This is a genomic window from Streptomyces sp. NPDC030840, assembly GCF_055572015.1.
Genome location: NZ_JBVIEE010000036.1, coordinates 52457 through 71320, shown reverse-complemented (window position 1 = coordinate 71320; position 18864 = coordinate 52457). Strand labels below are relative to the sequence as shown.

The window sequence follows — 18864 nt, the reverse complement described above, 5'->3', positions numbered from 1 at the left end:
ACGTACAACCCAATGGTTGTACGTCAGCAGTCCGCCGAGGTCACTGAGCCCAGTGACCACGCCGATCGCCTCTTCCAAGCCCTGGCCGACGCGACACGGCGCGAGATCGTCGCGCTCACCCTGACCGGTGACCACTCGGTCTCGGACCTCGCCCGGAGGTTCCCGATGAGCTTCGCGGCCGTGCAGAAGCACGTGGCGGTGCTGGAGCGGGCCGGGCTGGTCACCAAGGAGCGGCAGGGCAGGGAGCAGCGGGTGCGGGGCAACGAGGACGCCCTGCGTGAGGTGCGGCGGCTGCTGGACCAGCTGACGGAGGTCTGGCGTGGGCGCGTCGACCGCATCGGCGCGATCCTCGCCGAGTCCGACCCGTTGGACCCATCGGATCCACCACACAGCTCAGATCCACAGCACGGCAAGGAGCACGCTCATGACCGTGATCGACGTCCAGAAGAACCCTGAAGCCCTCACCCTGACCATCACCGCGCGGTTCGACGCGCCGCCCGAGCAGGTGTGGAAGGTCTGGCAGGACCCGCGCACGCTGGAGCGGTGGTGGGGTCCCCCGACCTACCCGGCGACCGTGGTCGATCATGATCTGGCACCCGGCGGTGCGGTCACGTACTTCATGACCGGGCCGGAGGGCGACAAGTACTACGGCTGGTGGCGCGTCCGGTCGGTCGACGCCCCGCACGGGCTGGAGTTCGAGGACGGTTTCGCCGACGACTCCGGCCGCCCCGACCCCGACATGCCCACCACGGCCGTTCGCGTGCGGCTCACCGCCGACGGCGGGGCGGCCACGGTGATGACCATCGAGGGCACCTTCCCCAGTGCCGAGGCCATGGAGAAGCTGGTGGCCATGGGCATGGAAGAGGGCATGTCCCAGGCGCTGGGGCAGATCGACGCGCTCCTGGCCGAGGCCACGGCCTGACGGGCTACATGTTCCCCATCGGCTCGATGTCCACCCTCACCGGCTCACCCCACACCCGCAGCACCTCGTAGTCCGTGAACTCGTGGACCAGGCGGTACGCCATCGCCGGGCGCGCGCCGCGGCGTTGGGCGGCCAGGTACAGCTCGGCCTCGCGGCGGTCGCGCCGCGGGGTGCCGCAGAGCTGCCACGCCTGGCCGTTCCACGCCTCCGGGAGCCAGCGCTGCTGGGGCTGGGGGCGGTCACCGCGTATGCCGTAACGGGACGGGGCGGGTTCGGTGGGCGTCGCGGGGCGCGGGGGTCCCCCGTACGCGCTGTCGGCCTGGGCGCGGCGGGCCGTGCGGCGGCGGGTCTCGCAGAGGAGACAGAGGTCGGGGGCGTCCTTGTCCACCGGGCCGTTCGGGTGCTCGGCGCAGCGTGTCGTGGGTTTCGCGGACGTGACCGTCTCGTCCAACAGGTCCAGGGCGCGCCGCAGATCGTCCTTGACCTCGTGCAGCTTGGCGTCGGGGGTGGTGGACGTCAGGGCCTCGCCGTGCTCGCCGAGGAGGCGCAGGGCCCGGCCCAGGGCGGTCAGTTGCGCGTGGTTCACCATGCTCGTCCTCTCCTCGGGTGATCGACGTGACCGGGTGATCGGGTGCTCGCTTGCCGTCGTGGTCGAGCATCGCATGCGCCACTGACGTTCCCGGTCCACTGACGTTCCCGGTCCACAGGACCGGGTGAGCGGGAGCCCTGGTCTCAGAGGGCGGCGGCGGCCTTCAGCGCCACCCGCAGGCGCCCCTGACTCTCCTCCAGGAGCCGGGCCGCCGTCGGTCCGTCCACCCCGCCGAGGATCGTGAGGATCGCGTTCTTGACCTCGCCGTCCGTCGCCGCGAGGGCACGCTCGATCTCCTCGTCCGGTGCCCCCGTCGCCAGGGCCACGATGCGGCGCGAACGGGCGCGGAGCTTCTCGTTCGAGGCGCGGACGTCGACCATCAGGTTCCCGTACGTCTTGCCCAGGCGGATCATCGTGATCGTCGACAGCATGTTCAGGACCAGCTTCTGCGCCGTGCCCGCCTTCAGCCGCGTCGAACCCGTCAGCAGCTCCGGGCCCACGACGACCTCGATGCCATGGTCGGCGGCCGCCGCGAGCGGGCTGTCGGCGTTGCAGGAAAGGCCGATGGTCAGCGCGCCGCGCGCACGGGCGTACTCCACCGCGCCGAGGGCGTACGGGGTGCGGCCCGAGGCCGAGACACCCACCACCGTGTCGGCGGCGGTCAGCGCGAGCGCGTCGAGGTCGTCGCGCGCCAGCCCCCTGGAGTCCTCAGCCCCCTCGATCGAGTGGGCCACGGCCTCCGGCCCGCCCGCGATCAGGCCGACCACGCGGGACGGGTCCGTGTTGAAGGTCGGCGGACACTCGGAGGCGTCCAGCACCCCCAGCCGCCCGGCGGTGCCCGCGCCCGCGTAGACCAGCCGTCCGCCGCGCCCCATCCGCTCGGCGAGGGCGTCGATGGCGGCGGCGATCCGGGGCAACTGCGCGGCGACGGCACTCGGCACGGTCGCGTCCTCGTCGTTCATGAGCCGCGCGATGTCGAGGGTGGGCAGCCGGTCGATCCCGGCCAGCTCGGGGCGGAACGCCTCGGTGGTCAGGGTCTCCAACTGGGCTTTGAGATCGGGGTGTTCGGGGGATGTGTTGGTGGGGGAGGCCATGGCGGGGGGCTCTTTCCGTGTGGTGCGATTGTTCTGCCGGGGTGCTGAGGGCGCCCCGTCAGGGGCGCGGGGCTGTGTCGATATGCGGCTGCGCCGCGTGGGCGCGACCAGCCACAACAAACCCGCGGATGTCGGACGGCATTCAGCCCTACGGCGGTCTGCCTTCCCGGTCTCCAGCGGAGCGCTAGCGCCCACTCCGGTGCCGGTGGGCCAACGCCTCGTACGAAGCGGAAAGCGCCGGCGCCGCCCTCTCGTACGTCCGCTGCGCCACCCCGACGAAGAGACAGTCCACGACCAGCAGCTGGCTCGTCCGGGACGACATCGCCGCCGGCCTGAGCTCGCTCTCGCGGGCCGTGGACGTGGTGAGCACATGGTCGGCGTACTGGCTGACGGGCCCGTCGGGGCGTCCCGTGACGGCGATCGTCGTCGCCCCGTGCTCGAACGCGACCCGCAGCGGCTCGATGACATCCCCCGTCGAGCCCGAGTGCGTGATGGCGATCGCCACGTCCTTGGCGGCGAGCTGCACCGCGTTGGTGACGGCGAGGTGCGGGTCGCTGTGCGCGTGGGCTATGAGCCCTATCCGCAGCAGCTTCTGCGTGAGGTCCTGGGCGACGAGCCCGGACGCGCCGACGCCGTACACGTCGACGCGCCGGGCCGCCGCCAGCGCCGTGACCGCCGCGCCGAGCTGGACCGTGTCGAGTCCGGCCGCGGTGTCGGCGAGGGTCTGCTGCTCGTCGTAGGCGAGCTTGGCCACGACGTCCGCGAGGGGGTCGTCGACCGCGATGTCGGCGGTGACGGCGGGCGCCCGGCCCGACTGCTGCTGCGCGGCGAGCCCGGCGAGCGCGAGGCGCAGGTCCCGGTAACCCGGATAGCCGAGCAGACGAGCCGTACGGACGACCGTCGCCTCGCTGGTGCCGGTGAGCTCGGCCAGTCCGGTGACGGTCAGGGCCGAGCAGCCCGCGGGGTCACCGGCGACGGCCTCGGCGACCCGCTGCATGGACCGGGTCATGGACGGGGCGAGGGTGCGCACCTTGGCCGCGAGGGCGGCGGGAGCCGGTGGCGTGCCCCTTCCGAAAATTTCCTTCACTTCTTCGCTCACACTCTGAAAGCTATTTTCTGCTCGGGTGCACGGTCAAGAAGAGTGCGCACAATGGGGGCATGGACCCCAGCAGTGATCCCGGCAATGAGCCCCGCAGGGAAGTCGGCAATGAACCCGGCGAGGAAGTCGGCATGGAACCCGGCGGGGAAGCCGGCAGTGAACCCGGTGGTGAGCCCACCGGCGCCCGCGTCAGCCCCCTGGAGCAGGCGCTGCACGCCGCGCGCGCCCTCGTCCTCGCCGATCTGGTCGCGGGCCGGGTCGCCGAGGCGGACGTCGTGTCGCTGGTCGAGAACTCGGTGGCCGAGCGCCGGTGGTGGGTCGAGCAGTGGCCGGAGGGCGCCGGGTACGTGGCCGGACTCGTCGCGCAGGACGTCCAGGACGCGCTGCTGGAGCGGTACGGGCGCTGGCCCCTGTGCCCGGTGTGCGGCTCCGGCGACCCGCACGCGCTCGACGTCGAGCCCGAGCTGGGCACCGACCCCCACTGGGTGTGCCACAAGGCGGGCGTGAAGGTGGCGGCGGTCGGCTCCCTGGGGTCGGCGAGCGGCGGGGCCGCATCCTCGTGACGCTCTACATCGACCCACCCACCTGGCCCGGCCACGGCCGCATGTGGTCGCACCTGGTCAGCGACGAGTCGCACGACGAACTCCACGCGTTCGCCCGGAAGCTGGGCATCCCCGAGCGGGCCTTCGAACGCGACCACTACGACATCCCGTCGCACCGTTACCCGGACGTGGTGGCCGCCGGTGCCGTGGAGGTGGGCTCGAAGGAGCTGGTGCGCAGGCTCACCGCGGCGGGCCTGCGCAGACCGAAGGGGCGTGGGAACGGCGGCTGAGCCGTCGGCGGCCGTACGTCAGGACCGCAGCCGCAGTTCGTAGGCGAACGTTCCCCCGCTGTCGCCCACGTCATCGCTCACCCGCGTGAACCCGGCCCGGGTGACGACCCCTTGGGACGGGACGTTGTCCTTGTCCACCACCGCGAACAGCGCCCGGACGTCCTCCCGCCCCCGCGCCCAGTCGGCCAGGGTGCGCAGCGCCTCCGTCATGTAACCGTGGCCGCGGGCCGCCTCGACGAGGTCGTAGCCGATCTCGGTGCGGCCCTCCTCGTCGGGGGCGGAGTGGAAGCCGAGGGCACCGAGGGCGCGGCCGTCCTCGGTGCGGACGAGGGCGTACATGCCCCACTCCGCGCGGAGCGTGCCCGTCTCGTACAGCTTGTGGATCATGCCCGCGCCCTCGCGCGTCCCCTCGACCGGGCCGCCCTCGATCCACTCGAAGCCGCCCGTGCCGCCCGCGGCCAGATCGGCGGCGGCGGCCGGGGTGACGGCGTGCAGGGAGAGCCGTTCGGCGGGGATGACCAGGGGGTGGGTCCACCGCCACTGGGTGACCGGGGCACGGCCGGGCAGGTCGCCGCGGCCGGTGGCCCACAGGAGGGTGGGCCAGGGTTCGGGACCCGGCCGTACGTCCGGGAAGAGGCGGGTGAGGACGTCCTCGCAGAGGTCGGCGGGGGGCTCGTACGGCAGGACGAGGCCCTCGGCGATGTCGTGCGTGTGCAGCAGCACCTCCGTGACGCCCATCGCGGCGAAGCCCTCGCGATCGGCGGAGCGGAACGGGTACGGGTGGAAGGCGCGCACGTCGCGCGGTGTCGTCCGGACGGTCGCCGCGAGGAGGGTGCCCGTCGTCTCGATCACGTCGAGCACGTCCGCGGTGTCGGTCCCGTCGTCCATGACCAGCTCGAAGGGCATCCACGCCTCGGTCGCGCGCCCGGCCAGCTGGCCCGCGTAGGCGATGAGGCACGACGCGATGTGCACGGCCGTCTCACGGCAGTTCCAATCCAGGCGACCCGCCTTGGCCCCCTCCCAGTCGTGGTCCACGGCGGTCCGCAGCAGCGTGAGCGCGTGTCGGACGGCTTCCTGCACCTGGTCCCCACCCATTGGTCGCATGGCGCGAGGATAGGAGGGATCACGTGTCGGTGCGTACCGGATTACCGGCCCGGTCGGCCGCCGATGTCGACCCCGCCGATGTCGACTCCGCCGAGGTCGGCACCGGTGACCACGCGGGACGCGGACGTAGGGGACCTGCGGGACGTACGGCGGTGCAGGCGCAGCGAGAGCGCCGTCGCGCCGATGGCCGTCGCCGAGAGGGCCGCGCCCGCCCAGGCCGTGGACGCGAACCCGAACCCCGCGTCGATGACCGTGCCGCCGAGCCAGGGGCCGCCGGTGTTGCCGAGGTTGAAGGCGGAGGTGGTGGTGGCGCCGGCGAGCGTGGGGGCGGCACCGGCGACGTTGAACATCCGGGCGTTGAGCGCGGGCGCGGTGTAGAAGCAGGAGACGCCGAGGAGGAAGGAGAGGACGACGGCGAGGACCGCGTACTGCCCGAGGAGCGCCAGCGCGACGAGGAGGACCGTCGAGGCGGCGATGCCGCTGAGCAGCACGCCGAACAGGTGGGCGTCGGCGATCCGCCCGCCGATCGCGGTCCCGATCAGCGCGCCGATCCCGAAGAGCGCGAGCACGGTCGGCACCCAGCCGTCGTCGAGCCCGGCGACGTCCGTGAGCAGCGGGGCGAGGTAGCTGAACGCGCAGAAGACCCCGCCGGCGGCCAGCGCCACGACGGACACGGAGAGCCAGACCTGCGGGTCGCGGTAGATCCGGGCCTCCTGCCCGATCCGGGGCCGCTCGTCGGGCACGGGCAGGGCCGGGATCAGGAAGACCACGCCGACGAGCGCGATCCCGGTCGCTACGGCCACGGCCCAGAACGCCGAACGCCAGCCGAGGTGCTCCCCGAGGAAGGCACCGGCCGGGACGCCCAGCACGTTCGCGATCGACAAGCCGCCGATCATCACGGCGAGTGCGCGGGCCCGTGTGCTCACCGGCACCATCGCCACCGCCACGGCCGCGCCCACCGCCCAGAACCCGGCGCAGGCCAGCGCGCTGACGATCCTGGAGGCGAAGAGGATGGGGTAGTTGGGCGCGAGGGCGCCCGCCACCTGACCGAAGCCGAAGACGGTGATGAGCGTGATGAGGGTCGTACGGCGGGGCAGCCGGAGCGTGGCCACGGCGAGCAGCGGTGCCCCGACCACCATCCCGATCGCGAACGCCGAGATCAGCAGCCCCGCCCGGGGGATGCTCACTCCCATGTCCTCCGCGAGGGGCGGCAGCAGCCCCGAGAGCATGAACTCGCTGGTGCCGAGGGCGAACACGGAGAGGCCGAGGACGTAGACGGCGAGGGGCATGCGGGAGCGGTCGGCGCCGGGGCGGTCGGTGCCTGGGTGGTCTGCGCCTGGGTGGTCGGGATCGGGGCGGCCGGTGTCTGAGCGGGTGCGCATGTACGGGTCAGCCGTGGGGCCGGGGCGAGCATTCCCGCGGTGTCGCCCGGTCTCAGGAGCCGTCGTCGAGCCGATCGATTTCGGCCCCGAGGTTCCGGCGGGCCCGCGCCTCCCACTCCCGCTGCCCGTACGGCGTCCTGAACAGTCTTGGCAGGTCGAGGAGTTGACGCAGTACGGCCGTCCTCCCCGTGCGGAACGCGTCGTCGGGCACGAAGGAGTACTCCTCACGCACCGCCCGCACATAACGGTCGTATGTCTCCGGCTCCGCCGCCAGAATGGCCAGATCGGCGTCGCAGAGAACGGCCCCGTTGGCGTCGTCGTCGGCGGGGTCATGGGTGACCGTCAGCCGCACCAGCCGGGCGACCTCGTCCGTCTTCTCCCGCGAGACCCCGGCCTCGGGCAGGGCCCGCTCGGCGAGCCGCGCCGACCGCTCCTCGTTCGTCGACCGGTCCGGCAGGTACACCGCGTCGTGGAACCAGGCCGCGAGGCGGACGGCGTCCGGGTCGTCGGCGTACTCCGCCAGGACGTCGACGTGGTCGAGCACCGCGGTGAGGTGGTCGAGGGTGTGGTACTTGCGCTGCGGCTCCGACCAGCGCTTCAGCAGGTTGTCGGCGTACGGGTGCGGGTCGGGGGCGTGGACGTCCTCGCGGCCGTCGTCGCGGATCTCCTCGCGGATCTCCTCGCGGGCGGCGAGCAGGGTGCGAAGCCAGCGGGAGCGGAGGGCGTCCAGGGTGTCGGGGTCGGCCATGGGGGCCATTGTGCTCCCGCACCTGAAAGGTGTTGGCACGCCCTCCGCCCGGCCGCCTAGCGTGACCCCATGACTCCAGCGGACGCACACGACGCACCGGAACGCGACCCCGGCCTCCCCGGCCGGCTGCTCGTCACCGAGCGGGACGCCCTGATCCCCCTTCTCCGAAGCCGTGCCGAGGAGGACTTCGCGCTGCGGACGGCCTGTCCGGGGTGGACGGTGCGGCATGTGGTGGCGCACTGCTCGGCGGCGCTGACGCGGGTGGTGGAGAGCCGTTTCGAGGAGGGTGTGTTCAGCCCCGAGTCGAACGACCGGGACATCGCCGAGCGCGCCGACTGGCCCGTCTCCCGCGTCGTCGACGAACTGGAGCGGGGCATGACGGAAGCGGGCCCCGCCATCGCGAAGGCCGGGGGCGCCCTGGACGCGGTCGCCCTCGGCGAGTGGATCCACGCGGGCGACGTACGTGACGCGTTCGGCGTCCCGGGCGCGTACGCCGGTGAGGCGCTCCCGTACGCCCTCACCCTCCTGGCCCACCGCGCCCGCGAGAAGTCGCCCGTCTCCCTCCACGCCGATCTCGACGACACCGACGAGCCCCTGCTCCTCGGTCCGCCCGCCACGGACGGCCCGCCCGCCCGCTACCTCGGTGACGCGCCCACCCTCATCCGCCTGTACGCGGGACGGCCCGTGACCGGTACGCGGTACGAGCTGGTGGGGGCGGGGGAAGGGCAGCTGAACGTCTTCGGGTGAGCGGTACTCTGAGATTGGACTAGACCTCTAGTCCGACGGCGAGTGGCTCTCCGAAAGGGGTCCTATGCGTACGCGTGCAGTCCTGGAGGTGATCGCCCTCGACGTCGAGGACGCGGTCGCCGCTCAGGCCGGAGGGGCCGACCGGCTCGAAGTGGTGGCCGACATGGCCGCGGACGGGCTCACGCCGGCCGTGGACATGGTGGGCGCGATCCGGGAGGCCGTGGAGATCCCGGCCCGGGTGATGGTGCGGCTGGGGGACGGGTTCGCGGCCGGGGACGTCTCCGCGCTCGTACGCGCCGCGCGGGAGCTGCGGGACGCGGGGGCCGAGGAGTTCGTGTTCGGGTTCCTGGAGGAGGGCGGAGGGCCGGACGTGGCTGCCGTCGAGCGGGTCGTGGACGTGCTGGACGGGTGCCCGTGGACCTTCCACCGGGCCATCGACCGCGCCGCCGACCGTGACGCCCTGCGCAAGCAGCTCGCGGACCTGCCCGGGCTCGACACGTACCTGACCGCGGGGTCCGGCGAGGGCGTCGACGACGGGTTGCCCGTCCTCCTGGCCGAGGCCGCGCGGAGAGGGGAGCCCGGGTACACCCAGCGGCTCCTCGTGGGCGGCGGCCTGCGGCTGGACCACGTTCCGGGGCTGCGCGCGGCGGGGGTCGACGCCTTTCACGTGGGGGGTGCCGTGCGGCCGGGCGGGTGGGGTGCGCCCGTGTCGGCGGACGCGGTGCGGGAGTGGAGGGCGGTGCTTGGCGCTCCGCTGGGGGCGCGGTCCCGGTAGCGCCGTTGGGGTGTGGGGTTCGTTGCGGGGTGCGGGTTGGTTGTGGCTGGTCGCGCCCGCGCGGCGCAGCCGCAAATCGACACAGCCCCGCGCCCCTGACGGGGCTGCGCCCCTGACGGGGCTGCGCCCCTGACGGGGCTGCGCCCCTGACGGGGCTGCGCCCCTGACGGGGCTGCGCCCCTGACGGGGCTGCGCCCCCTACGGGGCCAGTTGTGGTGGTAGTGGGGCCGCGTGGGTCACTGTCAGGCCTGAGACCGCTCGGGTGAGGGCTACGTACAGGCGGCGCAGGCCCGTGCGTTCGTCGGGTTCGGCGTCGACGATCGCCTGGGGCTCGTCCAGGACCACGTAGTCGTACTCCAGGCCCTTGGCGAGGGACGCCGGGACCAGGGTGAGGCGGGTGTCGGGTGTCGTCTCCTCGCCGGGGTCGAGGTGGGCGATGCCCGCCGCCGTCAGCGCTTCGGTGAGGGCGGGGATACGGGCGTCGGCGGCGATGAGGCCGGTCGAGCCCTCGTGGCGGAGCGACTCCTCGCAGGCGGCGACCACTTCGGCGTCCGAGGCGATCGTACGGAGCTCGAAGAAGCCCGGGTTCTCGCGGACCGACGCCACGGGGGTCAGGCCGGGCGCGATGTGGGGGAGCAGACGGGAGGCGTACGTGATCACGTCCGTGGGGACGCGGAAGCCGGCCGTGAGCTCCTCGATGACGGCGTCGCCCTTGCCGAGGTGGGCCAGCGCCTCCTCCCAACTCCGCGTCGCCCAGGGCGTGGTGCCCTGCGCGAGGTCGCCGAGAACGGTCGCGGAGCCGGTGGTGCAGCGGCGGCCCACCGCCCGGTACTGCATCGGGGAGAGGTCCTGCGCCTCGTCGAGCACGACGTGACCGAGCGAGTGGGTGCGCTGGACGAGGTCGGTGGCCTCGTCGACGAGGACGGCGTCGGCCGGTGACCACTTGGCCGACTTCACGCTCCGCGCGGGCTTGGCCCACAGGATCGCCTTCTGCTCCTCGTCCGTGAGGACCCCGTCCGCGTGTTCGGCGAGGAAGTCCGCGTCGGTGAGGAGGCGCAGGACCAGTTTCGCGGGGTCGACCGGCGGCCAGATCGCCTTGACCGCCGCCTTCACCGCGGGGTTGCGGGCCACGGTGTCCTGGACACGGTCGTCCGGTGCCTCGCCCGCGCGTTCCATCTGGACGAGCACCGCGTGCGCGATCCGCTGCGGCAGGGCCTCGCGCGCCGCTCCGTAGCGGATGTCGCGCTCCATCAACTCCCGGACGATGTCCTCCAGTTCGTACGCAGGGACGCGCCAGCGACGCGAGCCGCGCACCACGACCACCGGCTCGGTGGGCATCGTGACGTGTGAGCGCACGGCCCGGCGCAGCACCTGAGCCATCCGGGCGTCGCCCTTGACGACGGCGGCCGCCGCGTCGTCGGTGCCGCGCACCTCGACGTGCGCCACGAGGTCGTCGACGGTCGCCTGCTTGACCTCCAACTCGCCGAGTGCGGGCAGCACTTGCTCGATGTAGTGGAGGAAGGAGCGGTTCGGGCCGATGACGAGGGTGCCGGTGCGGGCGAGGCGGTCGCGGAAGGCGTAGAGGAGGTACGCGACGCGGTGCAGACCGACGGCCGTCTTCCCGGTGCCGGGGCCGCCCTGCACGCAGACCGTGCCGGAGAGACCGGACCGGACGATCTCGTCCTGCTCGGGCTGGATGGTCGCCACGATGTCGCGCATCGGTCCGACGCGCGGGCGCTCGATCTCCTGCTGGAGCAGCTTGCTGGTGGTGGCTGCCTCCGAGGGGTCGGAAAGGTGCTCGTCCTCGTACGCGGTGAGGTCGCCGCCCGTGTAGCCGAAGCGGCGGCGCAGGCCGATGTCCATGGGGTCCCGCTTGGAGGCCCGGTAGAACGGCTGCGACACGGGCGCGCGCCAGTCGATGACCATGGGGTCCCCGGCGGCGTCGTGCACATGGCGGCGCCCGATGTAGAAGCGCCCGCCCGTCTCCCACCGCCGCCCTTGCACGGAAGGCGCTTCGCGCCCCTTTGATTCCTCCGCGCCCTCGGCCTGCTGCGCACCCGGAGCGTGGAGGTAGTCGAGGCGGCCGAAGAAGAGGGGCGTGTGGGCGAGGTCGGCGAGGGCCTTGATGCGCTCGCCGATCTGGTGGTGGAGCGCCTCCGCGTTGACCCAGTTCGCGGTGACGTCGCTGATGTCGAGCGACTCCACGTCCTCCCGCATGGTGCGCAGCGCGGCCCGGGACGAGGCGAGGTGGGAGCGCTCGCGGGCGAGGGGGTCGGCGGGTTCGGCCAGGTCGGTGGGGTCGGCGGGGTCAGTGGGGTCAGTGGGGCTCGCGTGATCTTTGTTGCTGTGGGTGCTGGTGCGGTCGTCGGGTCGGATGGACACGGGGTTCTGCCTCCGGGCGTGACGGTGCGTCGGCCGGGGGTGCGCGACGCGTGCGGGCGCGCGGGCCGGTCGACTGCCGTGGGACGGCGCGTACGAATGACGCCTGCGTGGTGGTGACGGTGCCGTCCGGTTTCCGGCCGGGCGGCGGCACTCCGGAGTCGGAGGCGGGCAAGAGCGGAGATTGTAGTGAGCCGGGGAATCGGGCGCGAATGATTTTCCGGCGGCCGGGCGGACGCGGAGATCGGTGCCGCCGGTGGCGTCCTGCTGTCTCAGGGCTACGGATGCCGTATCCCTAGGGGACCGTCTCAGCCCGGAGGCGTACGGGAGGGCGGACCTGAGAGGGAGCGGCGGGCCGCGGAGATTCCGTCCCTGGACCGACGCCAACCGGGGGCGCGGATTCCATCATGGATACATGAGTGCAGCGACCTTTTCCCCGGTTCCCGGCCGGCACGGTCCGCCGACCGGTGCGACGGCCATCGACGTCGAGCACCACCGCCACTGGCTCGGCGACGCACTGCGAGCGATCAAGGTGTTCGCCGGCGCCGCCTTCGAGGTGGTCGTGCTCGGCGAGTACACGGAGGAGGCGGGCGTACACCGCCGGTGAGACCGTCCGTCCCTCCGTGAACCGTCGGCCCGGACGAGCCCTCAGCTCTCGGCCAGCAGCTCGTCCGCGTCCACGATCCGGTACGCGTAGCCCTGTTCGGCCAGGAAACGCTGGCGGTGGGCCGCGAAGTCCTGGTCGATGGTGTCGCGGGCGACCACCGAGTAGAAGTGGGCCTGATGGCCGTCGGCCTTCGGACGGAGCACCCGCCCGAGACGCTGGGCCTCCTCCTGCCGCGAGCCGAACGTGCCGGACACCTGGATCGCGACCGTGGCCTCCGGCAGGTCGATGGAGAAGTTCGCGACCTTCGACACCACCAGCACGCTGATCTCGCCCTCACGGAACGCGTCGAACAGCTTCTCGCGCTGGGTGTTCGACGTCTCCCCCTTGATGACGGGCGCGTTCAAGTGCTCGCCCAGCTCGTCGAGTTGGTCGATGTACTGCCCGATGACGAGGGTCTGCTGCCCGGCGAAACGGCGCACCAGCGCCTCCGTCACCTTCCGCTTCGTGTCCGTCGTCGCACAGAAGCGGTACTTCTCCTCCGTCTCGGCCGTCGCGTACGCGAGCCGCTCGCTGTCGGTGAGGTTGACGCGGACCTCGACGCAGTCGGCCGGCGCGATGTACCCCTGCGCCTCGATCTCCTTCCACGGCGCGTCGAACCGCTTGGGCCCGATCAGCGAGAACACGTCCGACTCGCGGCCGTCCTCCCGTACGAGCGTCGCGGTCAGCCCGAGGCGGCGGCGCGCCTGCAGATCGGCCGTGAACTTGAAGACCGGCGCGGGCAGCAGGTGCACCTCGTCGTAGACGATCAGACCCCAGTCACGGGAGTCGAAGAGCTCCAGATGCGGGTAGACGCCCTTCCGCTTCGTCGTCAGCACCTGGTACGTGGCGATGGTGACCGGGCGGATCTCCTTCCGCGTCCCGCTGTACTCGCCGATCTCGTCCTCGGTCAGCGAGGTCCGCTTCACCAGCTCGTGCTTCCACTGCCGGGCGGAGACGGTGTTCGTGACGAGGATGAGGGTGGTCGCCTTCGCCTGGGCCATGGATCCGGCACCGACCAGCGTCTTGCCCGCGCCGCACGGGAGCACGACCACGCCCGACCCGCCGTGCCAGAAGTTCTCCACCGCCTGCTTCTGGTACGGGCGCAGCGCCCAGCCGTCCTCGGCCAGCTCGATGGGGTGCGCCTCGCCGTCCACGTACCCGGCGAGGTCCTCGGCCGGCCAGCCCAGCTTCAGCAGGACCTGCTTGATCTGCCCGCGCTCGGAGGGGTGCACGGCGACGGTGTCCGGGTCGATCCGGGCCCCGACCAGTGGGGCGATCTTCTTCGACCGCAGGATCTCCTCCAGGACCGGGCGGTCGGTGGTGGTGAGGACGAGTCCGTGGGCCGGGTGCTTGCTGAGGGTCAGGCGGCCGTAGCGGTCCATCGTCTCCGCGACGTCCACCAGCAGCGCGTGCGGCACCGGATACCGGCTGTACTGCACGAGCGCGTCCACGACCTGTTCGGCGTCGTGCCCGGCCGCGCGCGCGTTCCACAGGCCGAGGGGGGTCACGCGGTAGGTGTGGATGTGCTCGGGGGCCCGCTCCAGCTCCGCGAACGGCGCGATCGCCCGGCGGCAGTCGTCGGCCTGCTCGTGGTCGACCTCGAGCAGGAGGGTCTTGTCGCTCTGGACGATGAGGGGACCATTCACGCGCGGCTGCCTTTCGCCATGACCTCGGGGTGGCCTTCGGACGGCCGGATGGCCTTCGGGACGGCCGGATGGCCTTCGGGACGGCTCTGCTCGGCCAAACGTCCAGTGTGCCCGATCGGACGGGTCTGCCGACATGGATGGAGCGTGACGTCCGCGTCACGTCGTATTGGATGTCTATCCACTCCAATGGGTGGCCGGAATTCAGATATCCGGCACTTGCCGCGAAGAATGGCGAACCGTGCAGGTCGCAGTCGCAGGTCACCACCCGTGCCGTGCCGTAGCCCTGGAGTGAGTCCCTTGCCCGGTCGCAGCCAGTCCCTCACGTCCGCCGCCTCCCCGATGACCGCGACGCTCGGGTACGCCCTGTTCGCGACCCGCTGGCTCCAGGCGCCGCTGTACTTCGGGCTCGTGGCGGCCCAGGGCGTGTACGTCTACAAGTTCTTCAAGGAGCTGTGGAATTTAATCCTCCGGTGCGTGACCGGGCAGGCGACCGAGACGTACGTGATGCTCGCGGTGCTCAAGCTCGTCGACGTCGTCATGATCGCGAACCTGCTGATCATGGTGATCGTCGGCGGCTACGAGACCTTCGTGTCGCGCATCGGCCTCCAGGGCCACCGCGACCAGCCCGAATGGCTCTCGCACGTCAACTCCAACGTGCTGAAGGTCAAGCTGGCCACCGCCATCGTGGGCATCTCCTCCGTCCATCTGCTCCAGATGTTCGTGGACGTCCACCACACCTCGCGCCACGCCCTGCTGTGGGGCACGGTGATCCACATGGCCTTCATCGTGTCGGCGGCGATCCTGGCGTACATGTCGGGGCCGATGACGCTGCGCGCGGACCGGGCGCAGCACCAGGAGGGCGCGCACCAGAACGGGCACGGTCACGGGCACGGGCACGGGCACGGCCATGGGGAGCCCGCACCGCCCGCCGAGGCACGGGCCGCCGACGCATCCCCGGCTCGCGACCAGGCGACGATTCCGGACCGGGCGACGATTCCGGCCCAGGCACAGCACTCCCCCTACGAGACGGCTGCGTACGGGACGGGCGCCGAGGCGCGCGTCCGTGCCGCCGGGTTCCCGGCCCGCAAACTGCTGGAGGAGTTCGACGAGGACCATCCGCGCTCCTTCGACCGGGAGACCGTGGCCCGGCTCGGCAAGCTGGATTTCGTCGCCGCCCGGCGGAACGTGGTGTTCGTCGGCGCCCCCGGCACCGGCAAGACGCATCTAGCGACCGGCCTGGGCATCCGTGCCTGCGAGGCCGGTCACCAGGTGCTGTTCGCCACCGCCGCCGAGTGGGCGGCCCGGCTATCCGGCGCCCGTGCCGAGGGCCGGCTGGCCGAGGAACTGACCGCGCTCGACGCCCACGCCGTGCTGATCGTCGACGAGGTCGGCTACGTCCCCTTCGACGCGGACACCGCCCACCTCTTCTTCCAGCTGGTCGCCCACCGCTACGAGCGTGCCTCGCTGATCGTGACCTGCGACCGCCCGCTCGGCCGCTGGGACGAGATCTTCGGCGGGGGAGTCGCCCCGGCGATGGCCGACCGGCTGGCCCACCACGCCGAGATCGTCCGGCTCGAAGGGGACAGCTACCGCAGGCGGCGGGTCACTTCGTCATGGGCAGAGTGATGTTGTTGACCAGCGGTCCCTCCACGGTGACCAGCGACTCGGTGGCGGTCAGGGGCAGCGGCAGCGGCGGCTGAGCCGCCACGGCCTCGGGCGCGAGGGCGCCGAACACGGCGACGGCGGCTGCTGCGGCCACTGCGGCCGCGGAGGCGAGGAGGGCGGCTCGGGTACGGGCGGGGGGCCTGGAGCGCATGGGACGGTGCCTTTCGGTGCTCGCGCGGTGTTCGCGCTGCGGGTTCCGGGAGCTGGCTGCCCAGCCGCTCGGACCGCGATGCGGGAAGCTCCGCGAGGTCCGTCGTGCGAGGGAACCGCGGGGCGTGGCGTGCATGAAGCGGTGCGTACGCCCGGACGGGTGACAACGGGGGGACAGAAGGGTGAGGCGCCCTACAGCGCGTCGTCGGCCAGCTCCGCCACCCCGGTCACCCGGTGCAGCGGGTACGTACGGACCTCGTCCGCCGTGTGGTCGTACGCCGTGACGAAGCCGCCCTCGACGCGAATGGGGGCGATGACGCGCTGGCTGGCGCTGCCCTCGGCGTTGACGTAGCCGATCCACAGGGCCTCGCCGGTGAGGACGGCGGCCTGCATGGTGGCGAGGGTCTCGGCGGAGCTGGTGCGGGGGAGGGAGCCGCCCGGGGCGGGGGCCGTGGTCCTGCGGGGGGCCGTGGAGGCGAGGTCGCCCGCGCGGATGGCGCGGAGAGCGGCCGTGAGGAGTACGTCGTCCGGGGGCGGGGGGCCGTCGGGGACCGGTTCCGGGGCCGTGCGCGGCGGGGTGCGGTGGGCGTGGGCGCGGGTGATCAGGACGTCGCCCTCGGCGGACTCGGCGGCCGGGGCGTAGCCCAGGGAGCGCAGGCCGTCCAGGAGGGTCGCCGGGTCCGTCTGGGCGGCCAGCACGGTCGGGGCCAGGCGGCGCAGGCGCAGGGGCGCGGACCGTTTGTCGGCGAGGATCTCGCCGAGGACCGTGTCGTCGTCGCAGCGTACGTAGGCGGAGGCCGCGCCGACGCGGAGGTGGCCGTGCCTGCGGGCCACGTCGTCGATCAGGTACGCGAGTGGCTGCGGAACCGGGGTGCGGGAGTGGGCCGTCAGGAACGCATGCAGGTCGGAGGCCGAGCGGCCCGCGTCCAGGGCGCGGCGCACGGAGGCCGGGGTGAAGCGGTAGACGGTCGCCCCGCCCTTGGACTCCACGTCCGCCAGCACGTCGAGCGTGTCAGCCAGCGGGCGTTGCAGCGGGCCCGGCGCTACCGCCGTCAGGTCCGCCTGGAGGAGGACGTGGTCCAGGGGTTCGGGGAGGAGCGGGGCGAGGAGTCCGGCGGCGCGGAGGGCGGCCGCGGCCTGCTCGGCCGCGCCCAGGGGTTCCGAGGGGGCCGTCGGTGGGTGCTGGTGGTGCGCGGGGAGCTTGTCGCCGGGCTCCTCCGGCAGGTCGGCGGCGTCCGTGGGGGCCGGGGGCAGGCCGAGCAGGGCCCGGCCGTGCGAGGACATCGCGCCGCGGCCCGTGACGCCCAGCATCTCCGCCTCGGACAGGGCCCACCGGGCGAGCCGGGAACGCGGGTCGTCCTGCGGGGCGCGTGCGCTCTGCGTGCCGGGCGGCTGGTTCCGGGTGGCGCCGTGCGGGCCCCGCGGCGGGCGTTCCCAGCCCAGGCGGGCGAGCACCGAGTCCGCCGTGGCCGACGCGCCCTCGGGCAGACCCGCCAGCAGGGCGAGCACCCGGTGGCGGACCTCCGGCGCGGCCGACCGGTCGAGGCCCGGGCCCAGCGCCGACAACGTACGGTCCTTCGCGTCCCGCCCGCCGACCAGTCCCGCCGTACGGGTCGCCGTCAGCCACGCCGTGGCCAGCCGTGCCCAGCGCTCGGCGGTGGGCAGCTCCAGCCACTCGTCGTACGCGGGCGTGGCGGCGTACCGTTCGTCCGCCTCACCGTCGGACGCCAGCAGGCCCGCCGTGTAGGCGAGTTCGACCCAGAAGGCGGCGACCGGTTCGGGCACGTCGAGGGCCACGGCGGTCCGTTTGAGGTCGCGCACGCTCAGGCCGCCGGCCCGCAGCACGGCCGGGCCGCCCTCGTCCCAGTCCTTCAGGAGCTCCTCGACGGTCGCGAGCACCGTGTACGCCTGGCCGGCCGCCGTGGCGTCCACAGCCTGTGGACGGTGTGTGGCGGCGACTTCCAGAGGCGGGGCCAGCGGTTCGGTCTCCCGGTGCGCCCGGCCGTCCCGCAGGTGGAGGGCCACCTCGCGGGGCAGGACGACCGTGCCCGGCGTCGTCGGGACGAGCAGGCCCCGGTCCAGCAGCCAGCGCAGATGGGGTGCCGGGTTGGCGGTGACCTGGCCGTAGGGCGGGCCCCAGACCAGGCGGGTGAGCACGTCCAGTGACTCGGCGGGGGCGGTGGTGAGGAGCGCCGTCATGCGGGTGCGGTCGGTGAACAGGGCGGTGAGGGAGGTGACCGCCGAGACCGAGTCGTGGGTGCCGGGCAGGCCCGCCGTGGTGACGATCTCCTGGACGCGGCCCGGTGACATGCCGGCAACGGCTTCGGCGACGGTCGGGCCGAGGCCGGTGGGGGACGGGTGCTGCGGGGAGGGGGCGAGCAGTTCGCGGGCCGTGCGGACGAGGCGGAGACGGTCGTCCGGGCCCCAGACCAGGGCCTGCTCGCGGAGCGTGCCGAGGGCGTGGGGGAGCGCGGTGGCGACCGGTTCGTTCTCGTCGGGGTTGTCGCCCGCCATCAGGCCGAGGAGCGCGTCGTACGGGGCCGGGTCGGGGGCCACGGCCAGGGCCTCGGCGGTCTGCAGGGCGAAGCGGTCCAGTCGTTCCAGGGCGCGGACGACCGAGGCGCGGGTGCCGGCCCGGGTGGCGAGCTGGGTGAGGTCGGTGGGGACGGGGGTGATGAGGTCGGGGCGGGCGCGGAGGAGTGCGGACAGGGAGTGGTCGTCCCTCGTGCGGAGGGCTTCCGCCAGGGAACGGGGGGTGCGGTCCGGCTCCTCGGTGCTCATTCGTTTCACGGTACCGGGTGGGCTTTGGGGGCCGGTGATATGTGGGGGCCGCGGGGTGGGGGCACCGTGTCCCTGGGGCTGCGCCCCAGACCCCTTCTTTTTGGTGGCAGCACCTTGGTGTTGTGGGGGTGTGCGGGTTGTGTGTTGCTGGTCGCGCCCGCGCGGCGGAGCCACAGATCGACACAGCCCCGCGCCCCTGGTGGGGGCTGCGCCCCCATGCCCCTATCGGGGGCAGCCCCTTGGTGTTGGGGGTGTGTGCGGGTTGTGTGTGGCTGGTCGCGCAGTTCCCCGCGCCCCTTGCGGGG

The 18864-nt window shown here is 72.9% G+C and carries 18 protein-coding genes; 8 read left to right on the top strand and 10 right to left on the bottom strand.

Annotated features, from left to right (window positions below; genetic code table 11):
• Positions 1-12: 12 nt before the first annotated feature.
• The gene (locus ACZ49J_RS43080) at positions 13-456 is read left to right on the top strand and encodes an ArsR/SmtB family transcription factor (protein ID WP_467456642.1); all 444 of its coding nucleotides are present in this window, start codon (positions 13-15) and stop codon (positions 454-456) included.
• Positions 425-922 (top strand): SRPBCC family protein, encoded by a 498-nt coding sequence (locus ACZ49J_RS43075; RefSeq protein ID WP_467456644.1) that lies wholly within the window; start codon positions 425-427, stop codon positions 920-922. The genes ACZ49J_RS43080 and ACZ49J_RS43075 overlap by 32 nt, the downstream gene beginning before the upstream one ends.
• A gap of 4 nt (positions 923-926) precedes the next feature.
• Here ACZ49J_RS43075 and ACZ49J_RS43070 read toward each other — a convergent pair whose 3' ends face one another.
• The 3 genes from ACZ49J_RS43070 to ACZ49J_RS43060 all read right to left on the bottom strand — a co-directional run bounded on the left by ACZ49J_RS43070 (position 927) and on the right by ACZ49J_RS43060 (position 3704).
• A complete protein-coding gene (locus tag ACZ49J_RS43070) occupies positions 927-1508 on the bottom strand; it encodes a hypothetical protein (protein WP_467456714.1) in 582 nt (193 codons plus the stop codon).
• 146 nt (positions 1509-1654) lie between these two features.
• Positions 1655-2605 (bottom strand): N-acetylmuramic acid 6-phosphate etherase, encoded by a 951-nt coding sequence (murQ, locus tag ACZ49J_RS43065; RefSeq protein WP_467456645.1) that lies wholly within the window; start codon positions 2603-2605, stop codon positions 1655-1657.
• Positions 2606-2789: 184 nt separating this feature from the next.
• On the bottom strand, positions 2790-3704 hold the full coding sequence (locus ACZ49J_RS43060) for a MurR/RpiR family transcriptional regulator (RefSeq protein ID WP_467456646.1): 915 nt from the start codon (positions 3702-3704) through the stop codon (positions 2790-2792).
• Between the two features lie 131 nt (positions 3705-3835).
• Between ACZ49J_RS43060 and ACZ49J_RS43055 the strand changes: the two genes are divergently transcribed.
• Positions 3836-4267 (top strand): hypothetical protein, encoded by a 432-nt coding sequence (locus ACZ49J_RS43055; RefSeq protein WP_467456716.1) that lies wholly within the window; start codon positions 3836-3838, stop codon positions 4265-4267.
• Positions 4264-4536 (top strand): DUF4031 domain-containing protein, encoded by a 273-nt coding sequence (locus ACZ49J_RS43050; protein WP_467456648.1) that lies wholly within the window; start codon positions 4264-4266, stop codon positions 4534-4536. The genes ACZ49J_RS43055 and ACZ49J_RS43050 overlap by 4 nt, the downstream gene beginning before the upstream one ends.
• Positions 4537-4554: 18 nt before the next feature.
• On the opposite strand, the gene ACZ49J_RS43045 is transcribed toward ACZ49J_RS43050, so the two are convergent.
• The 3 genes from ACZ49J_RS43045 to ACZ49J_RS43035 all read right to left on the bottom strand — a co-directional run bounded on the left by ACZ49J_RS43045 (position 4555) and on the right by ACZ49J_RS43035 (position 7770).
• Positions 4555-5640, bottom strand: coding sequence for a GNAT family N-acetyltransferase (locus ACZ49J_RS43045; protein ID WP_467456650.1), 1086 nt, complete (start codon positions 5638-5640; stop codon positions 4555-4557).
• Positions 5641-5681: 41 nt separating this feature from the next.
• Positions 5682-6929: a Cmx/CmrA family chloramphenicol efflux MFS transporter gene (locus ACZ49J_RS43040; protein ID WP_467456717.1), complete on the bottom strand. Its 1248-nt coding sequence runs from the start codon at positions 6927-6929 to the stop codon at positions 5682-5684.
• Positions 6930-7074: 145 nt separating this feature from the next.
• Positions 7075-7770, bottom strand: coding sequence for an HD domain-containing protein (locus tag ACZ49J_RS43035; RefSeq protein ID WP_467456652.1), 696 nt, complete (start codon positions 7768-7770; stop codon positions 7075-7077).
• Positions 7771-7839: 69 nt separating this feature from the next.
• On the opposite strand from ACZ49J_RS43035, the gene ACZ49J_RS43030 reads away from it, so the two are divergent.
• Positions 7840-8517: a maleylpyruvate isomerase family mycothiol-dependent enzyme gene (locus ACZ49J_RS43030; protein WP_467456653.1), complete on the top strand. Its 678-nt coding sequence runs from the start codon at positions 7840-7842 to the stop codon at positions 8515-8517.
• 64 nt (positions 8518-8581) lie between these two features.
• The gene (locus ACZ49J_RS43025; protein WP_467456655.1) at positions 8582-9292 is read left to right on the top strand and encodes a copper homeostasis protein CutC; all 711 of its coding nucleotides are present in this window, start codon (positions 8582-8584) and stop codon (positions 9290-9292) included.
• A gap of 198 nt (positions 9293-9490) precedes the next feature.
• Here the strand turns inward: ACZ49J_RS43025 and ACZ49J_RS43020 are convergent, their stop codons facing one another.
• Positions 9491-11581 carry a HelD family protein gene (locus ACZ49J_RS43020; RefSeq protein ID WP_467456719.1) on the bottom strand — a complete coding sequence of 697 codons (2091 nt, stop codon included), beginning with the start codon at positions 11579-11581 and terminating at the stop codon, positions 9491-9493.
• A 505-nt stretch (positions 11582-12086) separates the two neighbouring features.
• Between ACZ49J_RS43020 and ACZ49J_RS43015 the strand changes: the two genes are divergently transcribed.
• Positions 12087-12278, top strand: a complete 192-nt coding sequence (locus tag ACZ49J_RS43015; protein ID WP_467456657.1) for a hypothetical protein — start codon at positions 12087-12089, stop codon at positions 12276-12278.
• 41 nt (positions 12279-12319) lie between these two features.
• On the opposite strand, the gene ACZ49J_RS43010 is transcribed toward ACZ49J_RS43015, so the two are convergent.
• Positions 12320-13963: a DNA repair helicase XPB gene (locus ACZ49J_RS43010; protein ID WP_467456659.1), complete on the bottom strand. Its 1644-nt coding sequence runs from the start codon at positions 13961-13963 to the stop codon at positions 12320-12322.
• A 339-nt stretch (positions 13964-14302) separates the two neighbouring features.
• Between ACZ49J_RS43010 and istB the strand changes: the two genes are divergently transcribed.
• Positions 14303-15589 carry an IS21-like element helper ATPase IstB gene (gene istB / locus ACZ49J_RS43005; protein WP_467456721.1) on the top strand — a complete coding sequence of 429 codons (1287 nt, stop codon included), beginning with the start codon at positions 14303-14305 and terminating at the stop codon, positions 15587-15589.
• Here the strand turns inward: istB and ACZ49J_RS43000 are convergent.
• Entirely contained in the window at positions 15567-15779 is a 213-nt protein-coding gene (locus ACZ49J_RS43000; protein WP_467456660.1) for a hypothetical protein, read from the bottom strand. The genes istB and ACZ49J_RS43000 overlap by 23 nt on opposite strands.
• Positions 15780-15970: 191 nt before the next feature.
• Positions 15971-18559, bottom strand: a complete 2589-nt coding sequence (locus tag ACZ49J_RS42995; protein WP_467456661.1) for a helicase-associated domain-containing protein — start codon at positions 18557-18559, stop codon at positions 15971-15973.
• Positions 18560-18864: the final 305 nt, after the last annotated feature.